Source organism: Psychrobacter sp. KH172YL61, assembly GCF_007182895.1.
Lineage (GTDB): Bacteria > Pseudomonadota > Gammaproteobacteria > Pseudomonadales > Moraxellaceae > Psychrobacter > Psychrobacter pacificensis.
In genome coordinates, this window is record NZ_AP019516.1 from 2,037,142 (window position 1) to 2,059,461 (window position 22,320).

A 22,320-nucleotide genomic window follows, 5' to 3' on the forward strand; every position below is an offset into this window, starting at 1 on the left:
TGAGATACCACCATTATGCCGCCATTTATCGATGAGGTCTGTCATGCGCAAAATTCCTGTTTACTCCCACCCTGCTGCAGGTTGGCCTGCGCTGATCTCCTCGACACGCAAACTGATGGATTATCAAACCTTTTTACGCGGTAGTGTCAGCGTCCTAAAAAGCAATCAACCTCAAGGCGGATTTGACTGCCCAGGCTGCGCGTGGCCAGACCATAAGTCACATAAGCGCATCGACGTCTGCGAAAACGGCATCAAAGTCATCGCCAGCGAAACCATGACGAAAAAGGCAGATGCACAATTTTTTGCAAGGCATACCGTGACCGAGTTACAAAGATGGTCTGGCTACGAACTTGAGCATAGCGGGCGTTTGTCAGAACCGATGTACTATGATGCCGCGCAAGATCGCTACGTCCCTATTCCTTGGGAAGCGGCTTATGGCTTAATCACTGAGCAGCTTGGAAAGCTTGATTCACCCAATGAAGCACTATTTTATACCTCAGGGCGCGTGACCAACGAGCCGGCCTTTATGTATCAGCTGTTTGTTCGCAGCTTTGGCACCAACAACCTGCCTGACTGCTCGAACATGTGCCATGAGCCGACCTCAGTGATGCTCGGTAAACAGCTAGGCGTCGGCAAAGCGACAGTCATGCTAGAGGATTTTGAGCAAGCCAAACTGATATTGATGTTTGGGCAAAACCCAGCGACTAACCATCCACGAATGCTGGAGATGCTTGCCCATGCACATGAGCAAGGATGCCGAATCATCTCGATTAATCCGATGCGCGAGCAAGGCTTGAGTAGATTTAGAAATCCGCAAAAACCAATGCATATGGCCGCAGGTCAAAGTGATGATATGGTCGATGATGTCATTCAAATTCAAATCGGCGGTGATACCGCGCTATTGACGGGCATTGCTAAATGGCTGATTGAAAATGATAGAATCAACCATGACTTTATCACTACCTCATACCGCAGGTTTTGAACCGCTAAAACAATGGCTAACAGCGCAAACTTGGGAAGACATCACGCTTGGCTGCGGTATTCCTCAAATAGATATTGTCAATCTCGCTAAGCTAGTTGCTGATAGTTCAGCGACCATTTGTACTTAGGGCATGGGTATCACCCAGCATGTGCAAGGCGATGACAATGTTGCGATGATTACCAATCTATTATTATTGATGGGTATGATTGGTATTGATGGTGCGGGCGCCTCCCCCTGTTCGTGGTCACTCCAATGTTCAGGGCGATCGTACCATGGGTATCCATGAACGCCCGAGTAAAACCTTACTGGACAGTCTAGAGCGCGTCTTTGAGCGTCCTATGCCAAAAGAGCATGGCTATGATGTCGTCACAGGCGCCAAAGCGCTTATCGAAGGTGACTTAAAAGTGTTTATGGGTATGGGCGGTAATTATGCTGTGGCAGCCCCTGATACGAGCGCTATTCAACAAGCATTAACCACCACTCAGCTCAATGTATTTGTCGGTACCAAGCTCAATGAAACCATGCTATACCCAGGAGCAAACAACGTCATTCTGCCTTGTCTGGGTCGTACTGAGCGTATCCCTGACAACAAAAGGTGAGCAGTTTGCAACGATTGAAGATTCAATGTGTCAGATAGTTCCAACCCAAGGTAAGCTTAAACCTGTGAGTGATAACTTAAAGTCTGAGGCAAAGATTATAGCGGAGCTTGCGACACATGTACTTGGTGCTGACTCCTCTATTCCTTGGCTTGCAATGAGCGAAGATTTTGATCTCATTCGAGACTATATCGCCCAAGCTATTAACGGTTTTGAAAACTTCAATCAGCGCATTCGTACCAATGAGCGCGGGTTTCATTTGTATCATGCAGCGCGCCATCGTGTATGGAATACCGAGAGTGGCAAAGCTCAGTTTGAAGTACCGCATTACTCCATTACGTACGTTGCAGCCCAAATGGCGGACACACATGACATTGATCATGAGGACACAACGCAAAAGGTTTGGCAACTGACCAGCGTTCGTAGTCATGACCAGTTCAATACGATGATATTTGGATTCAAAGACCGCTATCGCCAGACCAACCGCCGAGATGTGCTATTCATGCATCCAGATGAAATCAGCCGCCTAGGCTGGCAAAAGGAGATCAGGTGATGGTATCGCGGCACGCCAGCAGCTCAAGCCACACAGCGCATAAAAACAAGCCGCGCGTACTAGGGCCTCTCATATTGACTGAGATGGATATCGCCGCCAATGCCGTCGCCGCCTATTATCCCTGAATGTAACGACCTGTTTGATTTGGATACCCATGCGCCAGACTCTCATATCCCAGCATACAAATCGACGACCGTGATCTTAGAGCGTGTGAATACAAGTGTTCAGACAGCCGAACCTGTATAAGTGGTAATGATCACTGAAAGTAATTTTGAGCAAAGTGAGTCCTCTAGCAAAATGGCTATGATGGCAGAGACAACTGAAACTAGAGTGATTATGACTGAGATATCTGAGGATAATGATAATAGCGCAGCCGAGACAATGCTCGCTCGCAAACATTTAGCGCAGAAGCATCATTATCCATCGGACAAGGCTCATGGAGCCGATATACCTCAAAGCTGTATTGAGTCTCAAACCACCAGTTTGGCAGTAGAGGCAGCGGTATCAATCGTTATTAATGGGATTCATTATGCGGTACTGATGGCCAGCCCTTACCAACTAGAGTATTTGGCTGTTGGGTTCTTATTTAGCGAGGGCTTGATTCAGCACAGTCATGAATTACTTGATTGGGAAGTGACACATCTTACAGATATTGCCAGCTACCAAAAGTTTGCTCAATCCTTAAACGATGGGGATCTTGAATTCGCCTCCATTGAGCAACGCTTAGAGCAATTTCAAGATTATGATATCTATATCGTAGAGCTGGTGCTAAACCAACGCTGCCATCAGCGCATCCAAGCCCAAAAGCGCCAACTGGCAGGGCGTACAGGCTGCGGTATGTGCGGCATCACGGGGCTGACACAGGCATTGCCCGACTTGAGCCACTACTCACAAGCAAACATACATGGTTCTAAGGCAACCGTGCCAAGCCTTGAGTATCTATTAGTACTACGTCAGCAAGTAGATGCCACACAGCATACACACCAACTGACAGGAGCTGTGCATGCAGCAGCGACGATATACAATCAGCAGTTGTACTTGTTTGAGGACGTAGGCCGTCACAATGCACTCGACAAATTAATCGGTTGGCAACTGCGACAAAAAGTAGAGGTTGATTGCGTACTCATGACCTCACGATTATCGATTGAGTTGGTACAAAAATCGATTCGGGGGCGTATCCCTTGGCTCGTTGGCATGTCTGCGCCCACCAGTACGGCCGTACGGGTCGCCCAGCGCTATGGTTTGGGACTGGCTGGGTTTTTGCGTGACAATAGAGTCACCTACTACACTGGCATTTGATGAGTATTGCCTAACCACATTTTCTAAATCCTGTCGTTATCATCGATTCGTTTACTTTGATACCCTCACATTGATCATTTAATACTGCCACCATTCAATATGTTAGCCTTATTGATACCCTCACAAACACCTTTCCATAAACCCCATTTGTGAATGCCATTTTTCTTGAGATCTGCCTCTGCCTTTTGGTCATTTATGACAGATAACTGACCGATAGATTTGAGCTTCACGGCAGAATAGGGTACTCTTAGCGCACGAGTATGTTACACATAGTTAACATAGCTGTAGTTTTATTTATAAATACTTAGCCTATGGTGCAACGCATCAGGGCTGTAGCGTGTTTGATACTTAACTACAGGTAATGCGTCAATTACCTAATCATGGGCAAAAATTCGCTCATGCTTGGGTGTATTTCAGCCGGCTATACATAATATTAGCCGATAAAGCTGTCTACACTTAGCACCGTCATCAGCAGATGGCTGAGTGCTTATTCATAATTTTGCTGTAGATACCTGCCTTGTCAGCGCTCTATAGCAGCCAGCTATTATCAAGTATGACCACTTGACAGCGTGATGGACTATCCATCAACAGACGCATGCTGATGACTCCCTGCGATTTTTTGTGAAATGTGGCTCACTGTTGCATGTGATTTTTTCAAATGACGTACAACAGTGAGTAACCGGCATGATGTCAATGGGCAGTTGTCATTTACAGGTTGCAGGATCTACCCTTAAAACACCAAGTGCGCCAGCGCGCGGCATTTGGGTCGGCGCTGACTGCTTTTTATGACGGCTAACTGTTAGCACTGTGTGATGCCTCTACATAAAACTTTTATGGGCTTTATTGTATTCTTAACAGTTTTGGATAAAGTTATACTATTAAACTTTTATTTATGTAAAATAATCGCGAGGTATGAATTTGAAAACTGAGTCACTGTTCCAATTTTCATCGTTAACCATTATTTTATTGTTGTTAGCGTTTTATGGCGGCACGTATTTGTTGTCATTGCTGATCAAAAAAGACAAAGAAACCACTTCAGGATTTATGGTGGCAGGCCATGGCGTCGGCTTTGGCATGGGTGCTGCTAGTATGACCGCTACTTGGATTTGGGCGGCATCGTTTTATGCGGCGGCGACCTCTGGCTACAAGTATGGCGTATCAGGGCCGATACATTACGGCTTTTGGGGCGCGCTGATGATCTTATTCATTTATCCTTTTGGTATGCGCTTTCGTGAGCTTGCACCCGATGGTCATACCTTAGGTGAGCTTATCCACGCCCGCCATGGCTCATCAAGCCAATTAATTTTAGCCATATCCAACCTTATGGGCAGCTTAATTAGCTTGATGGTCAACTTTACTGCAGCTGGGGCGTTGGTATCGGTATTATCGCCATTATCGTTTCAGACGGGGGTCATGATTGCAGGTATCGGGGTGCTAAGCTACACCCTAACCTCAGGGTTTCGTGCTTCCGTCTTTACAGACTTTGCGCAATTGGTCGCTTTGATGGCCATCGGTATTGTCATTATTCCAGCGGTACTGTTTGCGATGGGTGGGCCACAAGTCATGGTCGATGGCCTCGCTAACCTCACGCTTGAACAGCAGGATTTCTTTTCATCCGAAGCGTTTTTTCAGCAAGGAGCGCCCTATTTTGTCGCTGTACTTGCTTATGCGATTGGTAACCAAACCATCACGCAGCGCTTGTTTGCGATCGATAAGACTAAGATTAAACAGACCTTTATTACCGCCACGGTCGGCTATGCTGGTATCGTCATCGGTCTTGGTATGATCGGATTGATGGCTTTGACCATCGGTATCGAGCCACTAGATGGCAATATGAACAACCTCATCCCGCAGATGGTCAGCACTTACTTGCACCCTGTATTTATCGCCTTGTTCTTTATCTTGGTCATTGGCTCATTGTCATCGACAGCCGACTCAGATTTGTCGGCATTATCGACCATTATGATGGCGGATGTGTATGGCAAAAACATTGCCAAAGGCCGCGTCAAACCTAAAACCATGATGCTCGTTGGTCGTAGCACGATGATTATCGCCACCGCTGCCGGACTGATCTTTGCCAGCTTTAAGCTAGATATCTTGGTGATGCTCGTATTCGTCGGTGCATTATGGGGCGCGATTGTTTTTCCGGTCATCGCCAGTGTGTTTTGGAACCGCGTGACCAATGCCGCCTTTACCTCGGCAGTCATCATCGGCCTACTGCTATTCTGTGTGGTACGCTTTGAGCTGCTACCGATGACAGGCTTTACTGCGCTTTTCTTTGAAATACTGGCCAGTGTGGGCGCCGCAGTCGTGATTGGGCTGATGGTCTTTGGCTTTTTGGGTCGTAAAATCGGCATGGTAGCGGCAGCGATCACGCTGGTACTGATGCTCATTTTTGCCACAGGCTTCTTACGTCAGTACATGGTACTACTGGCCTCACTAACGGCCTATGGTGCTAGCACCATCGCTTGTATCATCGTTAGCCTCATGGGTGATGAACACTTTGATTTTGCTTTAATCAATCAACGTGTCGGCGATTATGATAAAAAAGCCAAGGCATCGACCTCTGAGCTTTCATGAACACAGGTAGCGAGCACCGCTTGCTGATGCGGCTCGTTATATTTTTGCCGAAATTGCGTTATAAATGCGCTAGGATATTATTGCACAGTATGCAACAGCATTACACAAATACGAATGCGTAGGCGCTTTGTATAGTTTATCAAAAAGGCTCACTGTATCATCAGTGAGCCTTTTTCGTTGTGCATGTTTATGTGAGCGCTACTATGCAGTACGAACCCACTTACCGACGACGACTGATGGTTGAACATTGTTATGCGGCTGACCGCCGCCAGTACTACCTACATAACCTTCTTCTTCGACACCTGTGGTATCTACAGTTCTATCACTTTCTTGTGAGTCATCATGAGCAATCCTTGTCCTAGTAGATATTCCCAGTGGGTGAGCGTGACTTGGGATTTGTTCAACCGTAAGTGTATTTTCATACTCACCCTCTTCAGTACCAATAACCTTAGTCCAATCTGGATCATTTATTTTGGATGATACACCAACGGTCACGCGACCTTCTGCGAACGGTTGCCACTCCCCATAACCTATTGCCGCTGCAACCTCTTGACCTGATGTATAAACCAATGTGGTCTCGAATGTTGCACCGATTGGCAAAACGGGTACGGTAATAGCAGGGGCTTCTTCTAACTCTTTAATGCGCTTTAGTAGTGATTCAAGAGTAACCTCTTCAGTCGGTTCGCCTTTAATACCTTCTATTTCCTGCTTAAGATAGGCGGTACGGTTGGCAAGTTGCTCATGTGGTACATTATCCACGCCGCCTGCGCCGCCTTGTACAGGATCGTTTGGGTCGATGAGTCGGATACTACCTTCCCAGACTGGTTTTTCGGTAACTACTGCCATTGTCCAATTACTCCATCGTAGTTGTAAGTGCCGTTATGTTTGATCGCGCCATTGTGGTTCACTGGTATGTTGATTGAGACTAATTTGCAACGAAGCGGCGCAACATCAATCAGTAGTGCGCGTATGCGTTCAGCGTCAGCATTACTCATGAGCCGTGGTGTTACCAGCTTATAATGTGTCCAGTCGCCGCCGTAGCCATATCGGTGGCTGCTGTTGTGCTTAGCAACACTGTTATGTTCTAAAAATCCTGTACGCTCTATCAACTCACAGTCGCCAAAACCTAGCAGCTTAAGTACCCGCTTAATTGCCCATGGTGTGCCTTTATGTCTGTGAATCTCAATCGCTTCTTTTATCAGTTCACGTTGGTCGTTTTCAGAGACTGCAAACTCCCAGCCATCACCAAATAAGCTAAAGTGATCTGCAAAAATGGTAATGTGTCTGCGGGATTAAGATCGGTCAGCATGATAATAGTATGCTGACTTAGTGAATCTAATCTTTTAAGTAAGCGCTCTAATAGGATGAACCGCGTTTGCTGTAACGGCATCGGTAAGACGCTATCGTCATAATCAGCCATCTTGCGCGGCTCCCAATGTGACCGTGATATCAGTAACATTTGCCCATTGCCATGGTTCTACCATTAAGGGTTTAGCAGGCGCTATTACCTCAATTTGCCAAACATTATCATCACTTAGCGCGTCTATAATTTGGCTAGGTACAATATCTTGCCCCAATTTTACTTTGAGCTTATCAGCAAACGCTTGAGCGTTGACACGAGCATTATCAAGCGCAACCTGAGGGTTAGCACTGGTAAGCGGCGTCACTTTAATTTTTAAGTGTAGGTCTAATGCTTGACCTGCGATAACGTCCACGCGATCAGATAAGGGGCGCTTTTTTTCATCGCTGGTATTGTCCAGTACTGCTTGGATAAGCTCAGGGCTAGCAGTCCCATCAGCCGTTAAAATATAGATAAAAATCTTACCACTCGTGCCACGCACTGCCTCACAGTCAATAATGGCGGCATCAGTGGATAGCGCATGAAAAATGTAAGCTTGGCGACTGCCAGTAGTGGCGTAGCTCTCTGGTGCTAAGCGAATACGTGTTCGCAGCTGCTCATCTGTCTCAGCATCCAATCGCACCACACCAAAAAAGTCACCTAGGTAGTCCAGCATGACGCCGCTTGCGAATGCGATCAGGTTTTGCTTAGCCGCTTCATTAATTGAGTTACGAATCAACATTTCACGATAGGCAATAACATCAATCATCAAGCGATCCGCTTGTGCTGGATATAATGGCTTACCGCTGAACTCCCTCATATTTGGCGACGAGTTCAGCCGTGATTTTATTTGCATCACGGTCAATAAAGTTTGGCTCGGCAAGCTTGCTAGTATCCATCGGTTACACTCTATAAGTCATATTCTGCGGGATTAAGCTATCAATCGGTGTCCATGCGATGTTAAACAGTGCGCCGCTAAAACCTTGCTGCTGCCCGAACTGCTGGGCGGTAATTTTAAGCGACTGTACACGCGGCTCATCTGCCAATATGGCATCAGTCGCACGGGCAATAAATAAAGGGGCAACATCGTTAAAGTTACCGTCAATTAAGGGCAGTACGTCACAGCCAAATTCTGGGCGGTGCGGTACGTTGCCTTTTGGTGTTGATAAAATAATGCGGATGGCTTGCTCAACATCGGCGAAGCCTTCGACAATACCGTCGCTACTCAAGCTTGACTGCCAATGTAAGCTGTTACTGATTTTTGTCATGTGCCATCCGTATTATGGGTATCTCACTTCTCGGTTTTCATTTTTAATGAGTTAAGCACTACATAGTCGCCTCCTATACCTAATGAGTAATCGTATTATCTTGGGGGAGAGGCTTTTATATTAAGGGGCTAAGCCGTTTCTTGATTTTATAGCAAATTAAGGATTAGCTGGGTTTATCGGTCTTGCTGCTGCCACGTTCGATACCAGTATGGCCGTGTAAAATAAATGAGATACCAGCAATAATTGCATTTTTTACAATAGTGGCTATACCATTAATAGTCGTGTCGCCGTTAATAGTCGTCGGTGCGTTAATAGTGGCTGATGCGGCTGTCAGATTGAAATCACCATCGCAAACGATTTGAATAGACCCCACAGCGCTAATATCTAATAAGCTCGCGGCGCTGTCATACTCGATGCACGTACCATCGTCAAATTTTTTGATATAACGGTGATCGTCGGCTGGGCTATTATCGACATCGCTCATCACAGAGCCAAGACAAATGGCTGTTTCATTATTGTCAGACAGCAGTAAAGCGACTTGTTCACCCCTTTACAGGCGGATCGTAAGTCTTTGCCCCTTGGCTACGTGCAGCAAGCACGAGTGCCCACGGGCTTAAGATATCACCCATGTCTGGTAGTACTGCCTGAATGCGTAGCGGTTTATATTCGATGTTTTCAACCAGTCCAAAGACAATATTCATGCACTAAGCCTTATAAATTCGATGCCTGTACTATAGCCACCACGCCTAGAAATAGTATGCGTGGCAGTATTGATTAAGCATTTGCCATCAAACCGTGCAAAACCTGCTAAATCAAAATTAGCGCCAGCTACAAGCAAGGTATTACCTGCACTGCTCAAGCGACCTATGGCTTTTGGGTCATTGTCTTGCGTCAAATTGGCATCAGCGCGAGCATTAGCGACTGAGGCAGTACTGGCCTGACCGCGACTGACTGATTTATCTGCTGATGTTTTGCCTTTAGATTTGGATTGTGACTTTACCAGGCGTTTGGATTTTTGGATATTGACGTGCGACAACAGCCTCCTTTTGACCGTGCGAATTTGGTCACGAAACTCCCAACCGCGATCAATTTGGTGGCGATGTAAGGTGATGACGCTGCTGTTTGTTTTAAGCTGATCTAAGCGGCTAAAGATAAGGCGCTTGCCTTTGACTTTGACGATATAGCCGTACTGCTTGGCCAGACGATAGATAAATGCAAGGTCAGTCTCACTCTGTGTCACACGCTCAATCATCAGCGGGTAAATTTTGCCCTCAACCGTATAACCCAAAGCCGCCGCTACTTGTCCGATTACATCAGCGAGCAGCACATCGTCAAATGCCGTATAGTGCACTGTGCGTAACGGACTATTAATCCCAGCTGATAGCGCGCGAATCCGTACTGTGTTTGGGCTATCAGTGATATTAATCTCGTCAATCTCAAACTGGCCGCAATCAAGTACGCTATCGCCGTCAATACCGATCTTAAAGTTAAGCGTCGCGCCTTTACTCGGATACCACGTATCCATCCACTTGCGCTCAGTGTCCTCTAGTGTGATGTCCAGCTCATCAGACTCGCCCTTTAGCGTGTCTTTATAACTGGCATCAAGCAGATGCAAGGCAATGTCGTGAGTTGCTGATTTGTTGTTATACAGCAGCTCAAACGCAGGCATATCAATCATCGCTCACCTCACTACTATCATCACGTAGCCACGGTGGTATGGTGTCCGCGCCTTTTGCTTTAGGTTTATTAATAATAGGGATAAAGACGATCTGACCTGCCGTAAGCATCGCTGTGATTGGCAGATGACGATTAGCGGTTATGATCTGCTCGTAAGCCGTAGCATCGCCATAATATTGATAAGACAAGCTATCCCATCGATCACCATCTGATGCGATATGCTGTAGATAGCCTTTGGCTACTCGACTCATAGTGATTGCCTCGTTGCTGCACTACGTGTCAGCTCAAGCATGACTGCTTGCCGATCGTTTAGTATCTGTGACAAGTCGCCATAGTTACTACTATCAATGATCGGCAGTGGTGGTACGGTATTGCCTGTCCAGTCGTTACTAGCAAAATAGCCATTCACGATAGACGTGGCATTATTAATGGCAGAAAAGTCACCACTGGACGCACTGCTTAATGTGCGTATTAGTGCTCGCGCTCGATGCTGAGCAATAAGCGCATCCTCCAAATGTTGCATCGGTTGCCGCGTGGGCAATAGCTCACTGACATTATCACTGGTAGCGGTTTGTACGGGCACAGGATTGGATAATGATTGATTGTCATCACGTACCGCAGGGGCGGTAGGTTTCGTCGTCGTGTCGCCTGTAAATTCTGATAAGGAGAGCGAGCCTGTAATCACTAGTGGCTTGCCATTGGGGGCAATCTCTTGATAGTTGACATCGACATCATCAAGCGTCACCCAGCCTTTATAGTCCACATAGTCAAACACCAGCGGCATTGGCTCGCCTTTATTGCAGGTCGTTAAAATCTTATCCAAAACCACTTGCGGATCACAAAAAGCATGGTGCAATTTAAAGCTTAGACGCCACTCATCCAGCCTTGCGCCCAGTTTTTGCTTAATGGCTTTATTTAGTGGCCGTTCGTGCTTGGCAAAGTCATAACCTGTGCGTAGAGACAGACCATGAGCACCGCGTACGTCACCTAAATTGATATCGCCTAAATGGGTAATCAAGCGAACGCCCTCCGTTGTCTATTGCCCTCGACTTGCTCAAGCATCCGCTCAAATTCTGCGTAGCTTGCTGCAAGCCCTTGTTGTACTTGACCTGATACATCGCCAGCACCCGCGGCCACTTGCACATTAATGGTTGGACTAAAGCTAATAGAGCCTGCGCTCATACCACCGCCTAAGCTCTGCGAACCCAGTACACTGTTTGAGTATTGCGTTTGCGCGAGGCGTTTTGCCATTTGTTCAGAGGCTTTTAGTGCAAGCGGTGTTTGCTGAGTAATACCGAGCGCAGCCCCTTCAGGGATGCCGCCGCCTAGTTTGGCAAATACTTTGGACGGTGAATTGATGCCCAGTTTAGATTTAAACCAGCCTGATACTGAGTCGCCCATATTGGTAATAGTGGCTTTTAATGCACCAAATTTGGCTTGAACGCCGCTGATTAACCCTTGAATAATATTGACACCGAACTGTCTAAAACGGGCGGGCAATGCGCCAAAGTAAGTAGTAACTGATGCCCATGCACGGCTAAAAAATGCCAACGGCTGAAAGCCTGCCAATGCGCCTTTAATAGCACCAACGCCGCGTGTGACCGCAGACTTAAGACCATTCCACAAGCCAATAAAGAAGGCCTTAATCGGTGCCCAGTTGCGGTAAATCAGATACGCGGCCACAGCCAGCAGCCCAATAGCGATAAATAATGGATTCGCCATCGCTGCAAGTCCGATAGCACGTAGCACACCACCGACAAACCTTAATGCACCACCAAGCTTCATCAGTATCGGTGATAACTGACCAAGTATTGCCATATTGCGTAGAACAGTGATACCCGCCCGCAATCGGTTAAATGTGGTGACCAATGACGCAATAGGACGTATGACGGATAGCACAGCAAAGCTCACACCCCAAAACGCGACTTTGGCCAATAGCAGACCGCCGACAATTTTTACCGTGCTTGCGATCAATTCAGGGTTTTGTTTCGCCCATGAAGCAAAGGACTGTATGAGCGGTGTGATAGCAGTTATGGCATCACTAAGCGCAGGTAGTAAAGCATCGCCAAGCGTGATTGCGAGTACATTGAAATTATTCTTAAATAGCTGTACTTCGTTGGCTTTAGTCGAGCTGATACTATCAAACTCTTTATTCATAGAACCAAGGTATTTGCCAGTACCATCAGCATTAGTACCCAGCAGCTCAATGTTTTTACCTAACAACTCAGTGTTATTAGCGACTGATAAAATATCGCCGCCATAGTTAAGTCCGATAATGCTAGAGACCACGCCCGTACGTTCTTCAGTCGGTAACTTATTCACTAGATCAAAAAACTCTTGCGTGGCTGCTTGTCCATCTTTCTTAAACTTGGCTGCAAACTCATCTGAGCCAATGCCCAACGTCTTAAAAAGCCGCTTTTTGGCGAGTGGTTGCCATATCTAGCGTACTAAACGTCGTAATCATCGACTCAATAGCATTAGACGTGACCGACGCATCACGCCCTTGGGCGATCAGCGCACCAGTGAGTCCAACGCTAAACTGCTCTGAGTAGCCTGCGCCCTTAACTGAACTGCCTACCATAGACAAAGCAGATACAATCTCGCGCGCTTTGGCAGGTGAGTTATTCGAGATGGTATTAATCATATCGCCGATACGATCCATCTCTTTAATGGGTATTTGCATGACGTTTGACAGCTTTGCCATCGCGTCACCCGCTTGATCGGCGGACATATCAAACGCCACACCCATCTTAGCAACGGTTGTGGTAAAGCCGATTAAGTCTTTATCAGCGACACCAAGCTGGCCACCTGAAGCAGTAATGGCGGCTAACTCGTTGACAGAGAGTGGTATCGTAAGTGACAGCTGCTTGAGTTCATCTCCAAGCTTGCCGATACTATTACCAGCGCTAAATTCAACGGTCTTACCAACCTCCGCCATAGCCGATTCAAACTCAATAGCTTGTTTGATGGGCGCTGCGATAGCCAAACCAAAACCTGCAAGCTGCGCGGTGCTGCTAGCAAGATTACTCCCTGCCTGTGATTGCGCTTCACCAATACGACGCCCACGTTCAACCGAGCGATTCAATCGCTCTTGCGCCCGCTTTGTCTCCTCAATCGCACGAGTGACGCGTTCCTGTTCACGTCTAAAGCGGGTCAAATCCATATTGCCGCGCTGCATACCGCGCTCAATGATACGATTTAAGCGCTCTTGCCGTGCGGTCAGTTGCGTGGTGGTGCTACCCAAACGATCAAAGTCACGATTGACGCCGCCCAGCACACGGTTCAGCGAGCCGTCTACGACAGCGCCGATCCGCATACTTAACGACATATCCGCCATACGTTACCCTTTATTGATTTGCTTGCTTGTTTTGCGCGGCTATCTGCGCGTTGGCTTCATCGATCCAGCCAATAAAGTCTGTTATTACCATCTCGTCAATTTCAGACGGCTGAATATGAAACCACTTAGCCAGCAGTCCCTGAAGTATCTGCCACTGATTCGTCGGCACTACCGATATTAATCTCTGAAAATCGCGCACTCACGGCTTGATAGTCAATCATGTGCATGTCGTCTAAATCTTCTAGAACCAGATCACAAGCGACCGCTACCATCGCAAGTTCAATCTCAGCGCTGTCACCGTTACCACGGCGCTGGGCTTGTTTCATCTCACGCACCTTGATGCCGCGCACATGTACTTGCTCAATTGGCGCACCAGCGGCAGTGGTAAACGGGTGTTTTAGCTTGATAGGCGCGTTAGCGATTGGAGCTTTAGCTTTGGTCATGATGGTTATCCTAATATTTGATAATGAAACGTAATTTTATAATTGACGTAAAAAAACCTTAATGCCACTTTGGACATTAAGGCTAGGATAAACAGATATAAGCTTACTTAATTTTATAGCGCATTAAGGATTAATGCAGATTACATGACGTTGCTGCGATAGTCTGCCAGCATGTCCTCACCGCCGATCTTAAAGGTATTTGCCATCGCGTCATACTCAACGATTTCGACACCATCCATCACTTGCTTAACATACGTGCAGGCAAAGTCATATTCAAAGTCGACGTTTTTGTGATCGCCTAATTTACCAAGCGGCATGTTTTTGGGAGAGATAGTTAGGAATGTTACCAGTGGCACTTCATTGGTACGCCCCATGCTGGTATGGACACTGACGCTAGAGCGTACTTGAATTTGACGGGCACGAAACGGTGTCAGTTGCCGCGATACATCCGCGTACAAGCTGTTCATTTTCATCTTGCCCTCAAGCTTATCAACGCCATTGGTAGGCAGTTCCATCTTACCGATCATACCTAGCGCTTTGAACTCTTCAAATAAGAATTTAAGCTCAGGCAGATCGACCGTTTCGCATTTGCCCAGCATACTTTTACCATCTAGATAGACGATGCCCTGTGTGATTTTATGGACTTCAATACCGTTATTGGACATATTAGATGCCTCCCATGTTGACAGATTTTAGGTCAAGCAGATACTCGCCTGTGACTTCGCGCTCGTAGGTGATACGCTCCATTGGGAATATCGGCGTGAACTTATAGCCGATACGAATATGCCCTTGGGACAGCTCGCTTGCTGGGTTACGAGCAGGGTCAAAGTACGCCGCACCGTCTACAATTGCACCCCGCATTTTTAGCACACGCAGGTAATCATCAGTAAAGCCGACCAATGCTTCAATTTGTGGCTGGCGAATATCGCTATCAACAAATGGCAAGCTGGATTGGTGAATACTGATCTCAATCATGTCCTTGGTACGCTGGACTTGCTCGAAGTTGTCAAAGCTATTGTTGACTGGATATGCCGCACTGCGATTGCCCCATGTCAGGAACCCTGTACCAAAGGATTTGAACATCGTTGAGATGCCAGCTTCGTTGAGCAAGTTGGTTTCCGTATCAGGATCATCAATACGTGCTGAGATGACACGCTCAAGCCCAAGCGTCCCGCGCATCTCTTTGTTAGATGAGCTTGTCCAGTAACCAATCTCACGGTCTACGCGAGCGCGTACGCCAGCCCATGCGATAGATGATGGCTCAAGCTTAATACCATCAGTGACAGGGATTAAATACCTTACGGTGAGGGATAGCAAATACGTACGCGTGTGGACTGGGTTTGATAAATATCAACACCAAGCGGTGCAACCCCACCACGACTGGCTACCGACTCAGTTGGGGTTAGACCGAGGGGAAGATCGATATAAGTAATGGCTTTGATTTTGCTTGCCATTACGTCTAAAGCCGCAGCAACAGCGGGCACACTACTAAAGCCTGGTGCAATTAAAATCTTGGCATCATACCCGTAGATACCGTAGCCATCGCCCATTAATTGAATACCCGTACGCGCCCCCCTCAGCGGTTGTAGTGCCAATGATATCAGCCGTAGTAATCGTATCCGTATCAGCGCCGACATTGATGACCATGACCATGCCAGCGCCTTGCTCACGTAGCGATTTCAGAGCAGCTGGGATGGTATGGTTGCTGGTAATCTCACCAAACTGAGCGTCATCAGTCGATGATAGACAGATGGTGAGCGTATTAACATCACCCAGCGGTGCAGTACCCACCAGCCCGATGATGCCCGAGCGCACTTCGCGGACGGTCGTTGTGCCTTGTGAGACGTCGATGGTCTCAGTACCGTGTAAAAATTGGGTCATGGTTTGTCCTTAAATTAATTAGTTTCAAACAAAAAACGGTTTGCCGTGCTCATGCCAATATTAAATAGCTCAAGCGGGTCCTTATCTGACTTTGTCGTGTCAGTTAGCAGTACATACTCAGCGCTATATCGCTCACGCTGTAGGCGGTAGCACAGACGATTGTAGTCAGCCACATAAGCAAAAATAATGTCACTGTTGCCGATGTTAAATTTACGCTTATCATCAAGCGACAGGCGCGGATTGGTGATATTCGGATAGAGTGTCAGCACATTTTTAGCAGCGCTTGCGTCATACCAATACAATTTGGCCACGCCATTTTCGACGTATGCAATCGTTGGTCGCATGTTCTGATCAAAGCTAAAACTCATCTCAGTGACATCACCTGCAAACGCTAATACCGCGACTGGTCAGCACCGCTACGCTGTAGGTAAATAGCTTTACCTTTGACGTAGCCGTACCAGTAGTACCGCATAGGCTCACTGGTGTCAGATAGGGCAATGCCACCAAGCTCCCAAGATGCTGTGGGCTTTTGGGGCTTATTGCGTGGTGGCAGAAATGATGCTCTATCAAGCTCAGTCAGTGTGTTGTCGGGTAACATTACAATTCACCCTCGTATCGTCCCCAACTAAACTCTAATGGAATAGATAAAGTCTCCTTGTCTGTTTTCGTTAAAGGATTATCCCCATCAACAGTACCGTATCTAATCTGGAATATCCCCATTGTTACTGGTACATAAATCGTTCTAATATCTCCATTACCTTTAGTTAGTTCAAAATTAAAAGTTACCTGCCGCTTGTTGCTTAAAGGAATGTAAGGTGCGATAACGTAATCATTAGGCGAAAGAACTCCAAGTCTATCTCTATCAGATTGTTTTGTTGTTAAGTCAACCAAACCCGATGAAAAAGTGGTAAAGTTATTATATTCGCTGTACCCGCCAGCAGGAACCGCGCCAAAAGGCATTCCAACAATAGCTCCATACTTAGAAAAGGGATGTCCAACAGCCGCAAGGCGATGGGTGGCTTTGTAAGCTACTAATCCGCCCGCTCCATCCTTAACATTGATTAACTCATCCTTATCTGTTGTATCAAATACTTGCCAAATCCTATAATGAACCTGAAGAACCTCATCCCCACTCAGGCTGATAGTGGTAGGCTCACCTAGAGCATCTTTAATAAGTGCCCGAGTGCATAGGTAATAATTACTCTCGGTAGTACCAGTGCTTGCCAAACCTATCTCTGATATATTTATGCTACCCAAACCGCTGAATTTGTAGCTACCAGTCCGATTAGTCTTGTAGGTGTTACTACCGTCTGCCACATAATCGGTTTCTTTTGCAAAACCGCTTGCGCCAGCTATAGCCAAAAAAGAATCAAGTCTGTTTTGTGTTACGACTGGCTCGCTGTTACCAGCACCAATAACGCAATTATTAAACATACTTGAACCATATCCTCCTCCAAAAAACTCTAACCCTTGGTTAAGAATTAGGTTTTTCTGAAAACCAGTATCAGTTTTTACTGTTCCGTCTGCTTTAGTGACAACACAGCGAACTTCTCCTGCTATACCTACGTGCATTTTATGCTCCTGTTTTTAGTGTAATGTCTAAAGGTTTGACGGATGGTATGTATGCATCTTTATCATCTACGATATGCTCAATTAACACTCGTTTTAGTGTAATGTCTAAAGGTTTGACGGATGGTATGTATGCATCACCGTCGATATTCTTACTCATGAGTAGCGACTTCAGCGTAATATCAAGCGGTTTGACTGACGGCATATACGCGTCATTTTCATCAATGTCTTTACGCATGAGCAGCGAGCGTAATGTGATATCGAGCGGCTTAACGCTCGGCATATACGCATCACTGTCAATCGTTGTGTCTTTTAATATCCGCTTGAGCGTGATGTTTAACGGCTTAACTGTGGGCTGATAAGCATCTTCTCTTTCAACCAAGGCTGGATATGGCTTACTTGCCCAGAATCGCTTTGGCACTACTGACTCATCTACTATCAATAGCAGTATTCCTAATAGCCGCTCGGTATAGCTGTTTTCCGAACGATTAATCGGCATTGGTATCTCTGATGGTTGTATTAGCTGCGTATTTCCATTTTCACTAAAGGCCGTGACACATCCTAAATATTTATAAGCTGGCATAAATAACCTCTAAATCTCGCGAACATGCAAGCTCTGCACATGCACTGCCTCTACATCAAAGTCCACCCCGTAGTACCATAAGCCTGACTGATACTGGATAAAGTAATCACGTACAGGCGCTAGCGTCTTATCGGTGTGCTCAGGGCGATACCCTGATAGCATTGCTAGCACCCAATCGACTAGCGGTACAGCACCATATCTGTCGTGTAGCCCGCGACTGATGATTGTCACCGTAAAGCCCATTTGCCGTGGTTTAATTATCGCCGCCGTATCATCGTGCTTTGGATAATTGGACTTAGCATAGTTGACCAGCAGCGCCCCATTGGCATGATTGAGCCGATAACTGGCAGGCTTTTCTGGATAAAACTCAACCGCCAAATCCGTGCCTACCATACTTGCCAACTGGTCAACGATAGACTGAGTAATAGATTTAGTCTGGCTGTGTTCTGGTATCGCCATGATGGAGCCGCCTTAGTGTTGATGCTTAGTATTGGTCAAGTAGATCTTTGCTGAAAGTCGATTGACGATTACGGCTGGGGCGCACATGGACTTTAAACTCACCGTCTTCCACGACTTGCTGACCTGCTAGTATTTCGCCTGCTGGTACACCCAATGTCACTTTGCCGTCTTGTATTTGCACCAGCATTTTGAGCGCGTCCGTATAGCCATCACGTACGGTCTTTGGTAATTCAAAGCCTTCAGGACGGCGCTCGTAGAGCTTATAGCGCGCGATCTGCTTGGCGATGGATGAGATGATTGTTGGTGTATTGCGAAACGGTAAACTATAGCGCCCACGTAGATAGCCATCGACTGTCTCGCAAGCTTCCATAATGACCGTTTCAACAACCCCAACATCAGCGATACCATCGGCATCGTCGTCCGCTAGCTCAATCATGACGCGATCTGGTACGAGTGACTTTTGGTCGGTAACGCTGATATAACTCATCACGACGCAGCCGTAGCTTGTACTGCATCGTCTTCGATGAGCAGCGCTTCTAGCGTGTCATTGGTAGCCGTCGCATCATGATCTATGCCGCGCTTATCCAATTCCGCATTTAGGTCTTTTTTCAGCCAGCCGTCATAAGGGTTTGCGACTGCTTCAGGCTCAGGTTGTGGCGTTTCAGGCTCAACGACTTCTACCGTTTCAGCTGGTGGCATTTTTACTGAACCAATTGTCTCGGCTTGCACTGCTTCTGGATCAGCTTCGACAACCTTCACAACTTTAGATTGCGGCGTATCAGGCTCACTATCGCTAGGCGGTTGTGGTTGTAGCCCTGCATGATCAGTATCATCAGGTTCAGTAGCGGTAACCGTCGCTAGCGTTTGGCGTTCTTCATACGCTTTGAGTTCATCTACCGTCGGTTCACGCACGTAGTTTGCCATTTTTAAGAACACCACATCTTTTTGGGATGCTTCAAATAATGCGCCTTCAGGATAGTTAATACGGTTGTGACTAATCGCCATCATTGCCACCACGATAGCGTTTAATCGTTTGGTCTGTTTCATGGGTTATCCTTAATAAGTTTGTTTTAAGTAAGACGCGCTGTGTTTAGCAACGCGTCTTGTTCAGTATCTAGCTGAACGCTACTAAGCCACGTTTTTAAATAAAAACCCTGCGCTGATACCCGCGATAACAGGCTTACGCTCATGCGTCACTGGATAAAAATACGTCTTAGAATTATCATCGTAGTACTTGGCTTCCGCATACGGATGACCCTCCATCTCATAGGTATAACCAAACGCTGGCTCTTCACGGTCAAGCTCAGACGCTTCAGGCGTGTAGGCCAAAATGGCATCATTACCCCATGCGTCCACGGTATCGTCCGCCACTTCATCAAAGTAAAGCGCTTTACCGACCACAACTTCGTCCAAGTCAAAGAGTTCTGCAAGCATGGCTGCGGTGACTGCTTTGCCATCGGCCGTGATCGTAAGACGTTTTAAAATCTTAGGATGGTTTTTGAGCGCCGTGAACGCAGCAGGGCCGAGCACCATACGATTGGCATCAACGGCACACGATGAGCGGATCACCTCACGCGCGTCATCAATATCACTGATAGGATCGCTATCAGGATTCGTCCATTGACTTGTACCAGACAGCACTTTTTTATTGCTGGCATCATAACTATCAGGATTACGCGCTAGCAGTGCTTGCTGAACTTCAAGCTCAAGCATCATGGCGTTCCACGGTTTGCGTACCGCACGCGACTCAAGCTTAATAGTTGGCGCGAGGGCATTGGCATCACGCAAATTCTCACGCGGCAGCTTGCCCTCTAAGCTATGGTTTTCTAGTACATAGTCCGCGCCTTCGAAGCCAACATCGACGCGCTTGGTATTAGAGCCTGGTGCGCGTGCGGTGTTATAAATACGGAAATCACGGTCAGTAAACATGATGACCTTGCCGCCTGTGGTTTGCACAGGGACGCGCGGAAATAAGACGTGACCGACATTGGCAGGAATGACGATACCTTGCACGACTTTGGTTAAGATGGGATCAACGACAACTGTAGCCATTAGGGTTTCCTTTCAGATTTAATGTGATTCATAGGGTTAAATATAGCGAGGCTATGAGTGTTACTTGATCAGCACTTCTGCGTGACCCGTTGCCGCTGCGTCATACAGCACAATGCCATGCACGGTGTCACTTGCAGTCAGCGCTGCCGCCGCTGTTTTGATGACCATGCTACCCGTATCGAGGCAGATAACATCACCCTGCATGACCGCACCGCTAGCGATGCCATTCATATTCATACTTGCCGTACCCAGTACGGTGACAGATACGATATCGCCCGCCGATGCTGCCTCTTGGGTCACGCCCATTGGTAGTGCATCAGCGGCCATGAGTTTGCCTGTCGCATCGACCCACGATCCTTTGGGTGTATCTTGTTGCACCGTGACGGGTAGCGCGAGGATGCTACGATGTTGAACGCTCTTATCCATGTGAGTTACCTTTTTATGTTTAATATATTGTTAAAGCATTTTGCCTAACCACTAATCGCCATTAACGCGGTGGAGTAATCAACCTTGTGTGCTTCGCTGTAAGTCAGCGCTTGCTCATGTAGCGCTAGGCGATCAGCATCTACCGCCGTACCTGCTGGTGCACCAAATGCTGTATTGGTGGTTTGAGGTTTCCCAGCAGCTTCACTGAACAAATGCGAAAACGTATTCGCATTTGCGTCAGACAGTTTTGATTTGACGGCGGCTTTTAGCGGCTGTTTGTTATCGCCTTCGCCAAACTCAACAGGGGCATGGCTACTGTCACGATCTAGCGCGTCTAGCATTGCGGTGATAATTGACTTCTCGCTAGGCGCAATCTTGCCATCTGTGACTAAAGACTCGCTAAAGTCAGCGTTTTCTTTCTCAGCTGCTTGGACTTTGGCTGTCGATTCCGCTTGGGCTTTTGCATCCAATTGCGCTTGTAGTGCCGCAATGGTGGCGTCTTTATCCGTCGTATCGGCAGGCGGTGTATTGGGTGCGGCTGGTGGCGTGGTCGGAGCAGGTGGCACTGGTGTAGCAGGAGCAGCAGGGTTAGACATAAAGTTATCCTTTTGAGTATCATGTTTAATATTTTGTTCATGAGTCGTGGTATCCGTCGTAGTGTCTTCGCCAAAAAATAGCGTACGCATGGCGGACACAAAAGTATCAAAGGCGGATTGTTTTTCAGCAAAGTCTACAGTCAGCGTCACCGCATCATCAGACTCGCTAAATTCAATCGGCTGTAGACCTTTGATGGCTGGTGGCTCAGCACCCAAAAACCCCACATGGCGTAAGTAGTACGCGCCTTTGGCAGGGTTGGCTGGAGAGTTAGGTGGGTAAAACGAGGCGGATACTTTCTTATAAGCACCGTTAGCGACTTGCTCGCTAAACTCAGTGTTGACCTGCTCAGGGGTGGCAAACAGATTGCCACCATCACCGTTCAATGACTGCACCCAGCCGTAAGCTGGATTATCAGTCTTAGGATGACCGACGACGATAGGGGCTTGATGCAGATTAGGATCGTAGGCCGCTACAGCAGCGGTAAGGTCTGCCTCACTGAATGTCAGCGTCTGGCCGTGACTGTCGGTATGCGTACCTGTTTTAAAGATGTGAATGCGTTTCATGTGTCGGTGTACCGTTTGGCATTTAGACACATGGTAGGTGATTGACGGGGCAGATTATTTTATAGCAGATTAAGGATAAGATAAGGACTAAGACAATAACTAGCAGATGATGTGAT

General features: G+C 47.1%; 30 protein-coding genes and 1 pseudogene. 3 read left to right on the forward strand and 28 right to left on the reverse strand.

Annotation, left to right across the window (positions count from 1 at the left end):
- Positions 1-43 precede the first annotated feature (43 nt).
- The 3 genes and pseudogenes from PKHYL_RS18895 (at position 44) to PKHYL_RS10765 (ending at position 6,010) form a co-directional block, all read left to right on the forward strand.
- Positions 44-2,377: pseudogene (locus tag PKHYL_RS18895) on the forward strand (FdhF/YdeP family oxidoreductase).
- A gap of 90 nt (positions 2,378-2,467) precedes the next feature.
- Positions 2,468-3,430, forward strand: coding sequence for a formate dehydrogenase accessory sulfurtransferase FdhD (locus PKHYL_RS10760; RefSeq protein WP_071003567.1), 963 nt, complete (start codon positions 2,468-2,470; stop codon positions 3,428-3,430).
- A 912-nt stretch (positions 3,431-4,342) separates the two neighbouring features.
- Positions 4,343-6,010 carry a sodium:solute symporter family protein gene (locus tag PKHYL_RS10765; protein WP_093068989.1) on the forward strand — a complete coding sequence of 556 codons (1,668 nt, stop codon included), beginning with the start codon at positions 4,343-4,345 and terminating at the stop codon, positions 6,008-6,010.
- 201 nt (positions 6,011-6,211) lie between these two features.
- Here PKHYL_RS10765 and PKHYL_RS10770 read toward each other — a convergent pair whose 3' ends face one another.
- From PKHYL_RS10770 to PKHYL_RS10900, 28 genes are all read right to left on the reverse strand, one after another.
- Positions 6,212-6,856 (reverse strand): phage baseplate protein, encoded by a 645-nt coding sequence (locus tag PKHYL_RS10770; protein ID WP_240365115.1) that lies wholly within the window; start codon positions 6,854-6,856, stop codon positions 6,212-6,214.
- Positions 6,847-7,290, reverse strand: a complete 444-nt coding sequence (locus tag PKHYL_RS10775; protein ID WP_332835969.1) for a phage tail protein — start codon at positions 7,288-7,290, stop codon at positions 6,847-6,849. Before PKHYL_RS10775 ends, PKHYL_RS10770 begins: the two co-directional genes overlap by 10 nt.
- Complete coding sequence (locus PKHYL_RS10780; RefSeq protein WP_240365116.1) at positions 7,209-7,430, reverse strand: hypothetical protein; 222 nt, start codon at positions 7,428-7,430, stop codon at positions 7,209-7,211. Before PKHYL_RS10780 ends, PKHYL_RS10775 begins: the two co-directional genes overlap by 82 nt.
- Complete coding sequence (locus PKHYL_RS10785; RefSeq protein ID WP_240365117.1) at positions 7,423-8,232, reverse strand: baseplate assembly protein; 810 nt, start codon at positions 8,230-8,232, stop codon at positions 7,423-7,425. The genes PKHYL_RS10780 and PKHYL_RS10785 overlap by 8 nt, the downstream gene beginning before the upstream one ends.
- Positions 8,233-8,251: 19 nt before the next feature.
- Entirely contained in the window at positions 8,252-8,617 is a 366-nt protein-coding gene (locus PKHYL_RS10790) for a GPW/gp25 family protein (protein WP_240365118.1), read from the reverse strand.
- Positions 8,618-8,780: 163 nt separating this feature from the next.
- Positions 8,781-9,104, reverse strand: a complete 324-nt coding sequence (locus PKHYL_RS10795) for a hypothetical protein (protein WP_240365119.1) — start codon at positions 9,102-9,104, stop codon at positions 8,781-8,783.
- A 55-nt stretch (positions 9,105-9,159) separates the two neighbouring features.
- The gene (locus tag PKHYL_RS10800) at positions 9,160-9,318 is read right to left on the reverse strand and encodes a hypothetical protein (RefSeq protein ID WP_240365120.1); all 159 of its coding nucleotides are present in this window, start codon (positions 9,316-9,318) and stop codon (positions 9,160-9,162) included.
- The gene (locus PKHYL_RS10805) at positions 9,315-10,295 is read right to left on the reverse strand and encodes a phage late control D family protein (RefSeq protein WP_240365121.1); all 981 of its coding nucleotides are present in this window, start codon (positions 10,293-10,295) and stop codon (positions 9,315-9,317) included. Before PKHYL_RS10805 ends, PKHYL_RS10800 begins: the two co-directional genes overlap by 4 nt.
- Positions 10,288-10,545 (reverse strand): tail protein X, encoded by a 258-nt coding sequence (locus tag PKHYL_RS10810; RefSeq protein WP_240365122.1) that lies wholly within the window; start codon positions 10,543-10,545, stop codon positions 10,288-10,290. Before PKHYL_RS10810 ends, PKHYL_RS10805 begins: the two co-directional genes overlap by 8 nt.
- Positions 10,542-11,312 carry a phage tail protein gene (locus tag PKHYL_RS10815; RefSeq protein WP_240365123.1) on the reverse strand — a complete coding sequence of 257 codons (771 nt, stop codon included), beginning with the start codon at positions 11,310-11,312 and terminating at the stop codon, positions 10,542-10,544. Before PKHYL_RS10815 ends, PKHYL_RS10810 begins: the two co-directional genes overlap by 4 nt.
- On the reverse strand, positions 11,309-12,694 hold the full coding sequence (locus PKHYL_RS10820) for a phage tail tape measure protein (RefSeq protein ID WP_269778161.1): 1,386 nt from the start codon (positions 12,692-12,694) through the stop codon (positions 11,309-11,311). Before PKHYL_RS10820 ends, PKHYL_RS10815 begins: the two co-directional genes overlap by 4 nt.
- A gap of 4 nt (positions 12,695-12,698) precedes the next feature.
- Positions 12,699-13,631 (reverse strand): phage tail tape measure protein, encoded by a 933-nt coding sequence (locus PKHYL_RS17665; RefSeq protein ID WP_269778162.1) that lies wholly within the window; start codon positions 13,629-13,631, stop codon positions 12,699-12,701.
- Between the two features lie 10 nt (positions 13,632-13,641).
- Positions 13,642-13,800: a GpE family phage tail protein gene (locus PKHYL_RS10825; protein WP_240365124.1), complete on the reverse strand. Its 159-nt coding sequence runs from the start codon at positions 13,798-13,800 to the stop codon at positions 13,642-13,644.
- On the reverse strand, positions 13,757-14,074 hold the full coding sequence (locus PKHYL_RS10830) for a phage tail assembly protein (protein ID WP_240365125.1): 318 nt from the start codon (positions 14,072-14,074) through the stop codon (positions 13,757-13,759). Before PKHYL_RS10830 ends, PKHYL_RS10825 begins: the two co-directional genes overlap by 44 nt.
- A gap of 140 nt (positions 14,075-14,214) precedes the next feature.
- Positions 14,215-14,739, reverse strand: coding sequence for a phage major tail tube protein (locus PKHYL_RS10835; RefSeq protein WP_240365126.1), 525 nt, complete (start codon positions 14,737-14,739; stop codon positions 14,215-14,217).
- Position 14,740: 1 nt separating this feature from the next.
- Positions 14,741-15,391 (reverse strand): phage tail sheath family protein, encoded by a 651-nt coding sequence (locus PKHYL_RS10840; RefSeq protein WP_240365127.1) that lies wholly within the window; start codon positions 15,389-15,391, stop codon positions 14,741-14,743.
- The gene (locus tag PKHYL_RS10845) at positions 15,373-15,624 is read right to left on the reverse strand and encodes a hypothetical protein (RefSeq protein WP_240365128.1); all 252 of its coding nucleotides are present in this window, start codon (positions 15,622-15,624) and stop codon (positions 15,373-15,375) included. The genes PKHYL_RS10840 and PKHYL_RS10845 overlap by 19 nt, the downstream gene beginning before the upstream one ends.
- Complete coding sequence (locus PKHYL_RS10850) at positions 15,593-15,955, reverse strand: hypothetical protein (RefSeq protein ID WP_240365129.1); 363 nt, start codon at positions 15,953-15,955, stop codon at positions 15,593-15,595. The genes PKHYL_RS10845 and PKHYL_RS10850 overlap by 32 nt, the downstream gene beginning before the upstream one ends.
- 14 nt (positions 15,956-15,969) lie before the next feature.
- Positions 15,970-16,323, reverse strand: coding sequence for a hypothetical protein (locus PKHYL_RS10855; protein WP_240365130.1), 354 nt, complete (start codon positions 16,321-16,323; stop codon positions 15,970-15,972).
- 23 nt (positions 16,324-16,346) lie between these two features.
- Positions 16,347-16,553, reverse strand: a complete 207-nt coding sequence (locus tag PKHYL_RS10860; protein WP_240365131.1) for a hypothetical protein — start codon at positions 16,551-16,553, stop codon at positions 16,347-16,349.
- Entirely contained in the window at positions 16,553-17,527 is a 975-nt protein-coding gene (locus PKHYL_RS10865; protein ID WP_240365132.1) for a hypothetical protein, read from the reverse strand. The genes PKHYL_RS10860 and PKHYL_RS10865 overlap by 1 nt, the downstream gene beginning before the upstream one ends.
- Position 17,528: 1 nt before the next feature.
- The gene (locus PKHYL_RS10870) at positions 17,529-18,107 is read right to left on the reverse strand and encodes a hypothetical protein (protein ID WP_240365133.1); all 579 of its coding nucleotides are present in this window, start codon (positions 18,105-18,107) and stop codon (positions 17,529-17,531) included.
- A gap of 9 nt (positions 18,108-18,116) precedes the next feature.
- A complete protein-coding gene (locus PKHYL_RS10875) occupies positions 18,117-18,566 on the reverse strand; it encodes a Gp37 family protein (RefSeq protein ID WP_240365134.1) in 450 nt (149 codons plus the stop codon).
- 25 nt (positions 18,567-18,591) lie between these two features.
- The gene (locus PKHYL_RS10880; protein ID WP_240365135.1) at positions 18,592-19,053 is read right to left on the reverse strand and encodes a gp436 family protein; all 462 of its coding nucleotides are present in this window, start codon (positions 19,051-19,053) and stop codon (positions 18,592-18,594) included.
- Positions 19,053-19,613, reverse strand: a complete 561-nt coding sequence (locus PKHYL_RS10885) for a hypothetical protein (RefSeq protein WP_240365136.1) — start codon at positions 19,611-19,613, stop codon at positions 19,053-19,055. The genes PKHYL_RS10880 and PKHYL_RS10885 overlap by 1 nt, the downstream gene beginning before the upstream one ends.
- Before the next feature lie 81 nt (positions 19,614-19,694).
- Entirely contained in the window at positions 19,695-20,618 is a 924-nt protein-coding gene (locus PKHYL_RS10890) for a major capsid protein (RefSeq protein WP_240365137.1), read from the reverse strand.
- 60 nt (positions 20,619-20,678) lie between these two features.
- Positions 20,679-21,044 carry a capsid cement protein gene (locus tag PKHYL_RS10895; protein ID WP_240365138.1) on the reverse strand — a complete coding sequence of 122 codons (366 nt, stop codon included), beginning with the start codon at positions 21,042-21,044 and terminating at the stop codon, positions 20,679-20,681.
- A gap of 44 nt (positions 21,045-21,088) precedes the next feature.
- The gene (locus PKHYL_RS10900) at positions 21,089-22,204 is read right to left on the reverse strand and encodes a hypothetical protein (RefSeq protein WP_240365139.1); all 1,116 of its coding nucleotides are present in this window, start codon (positions 22,202-22,204) and stop codon (positions 21,089-21,091) included.
- Positions 22,205-22,320 lie beyond the last annotated feature (116 nt).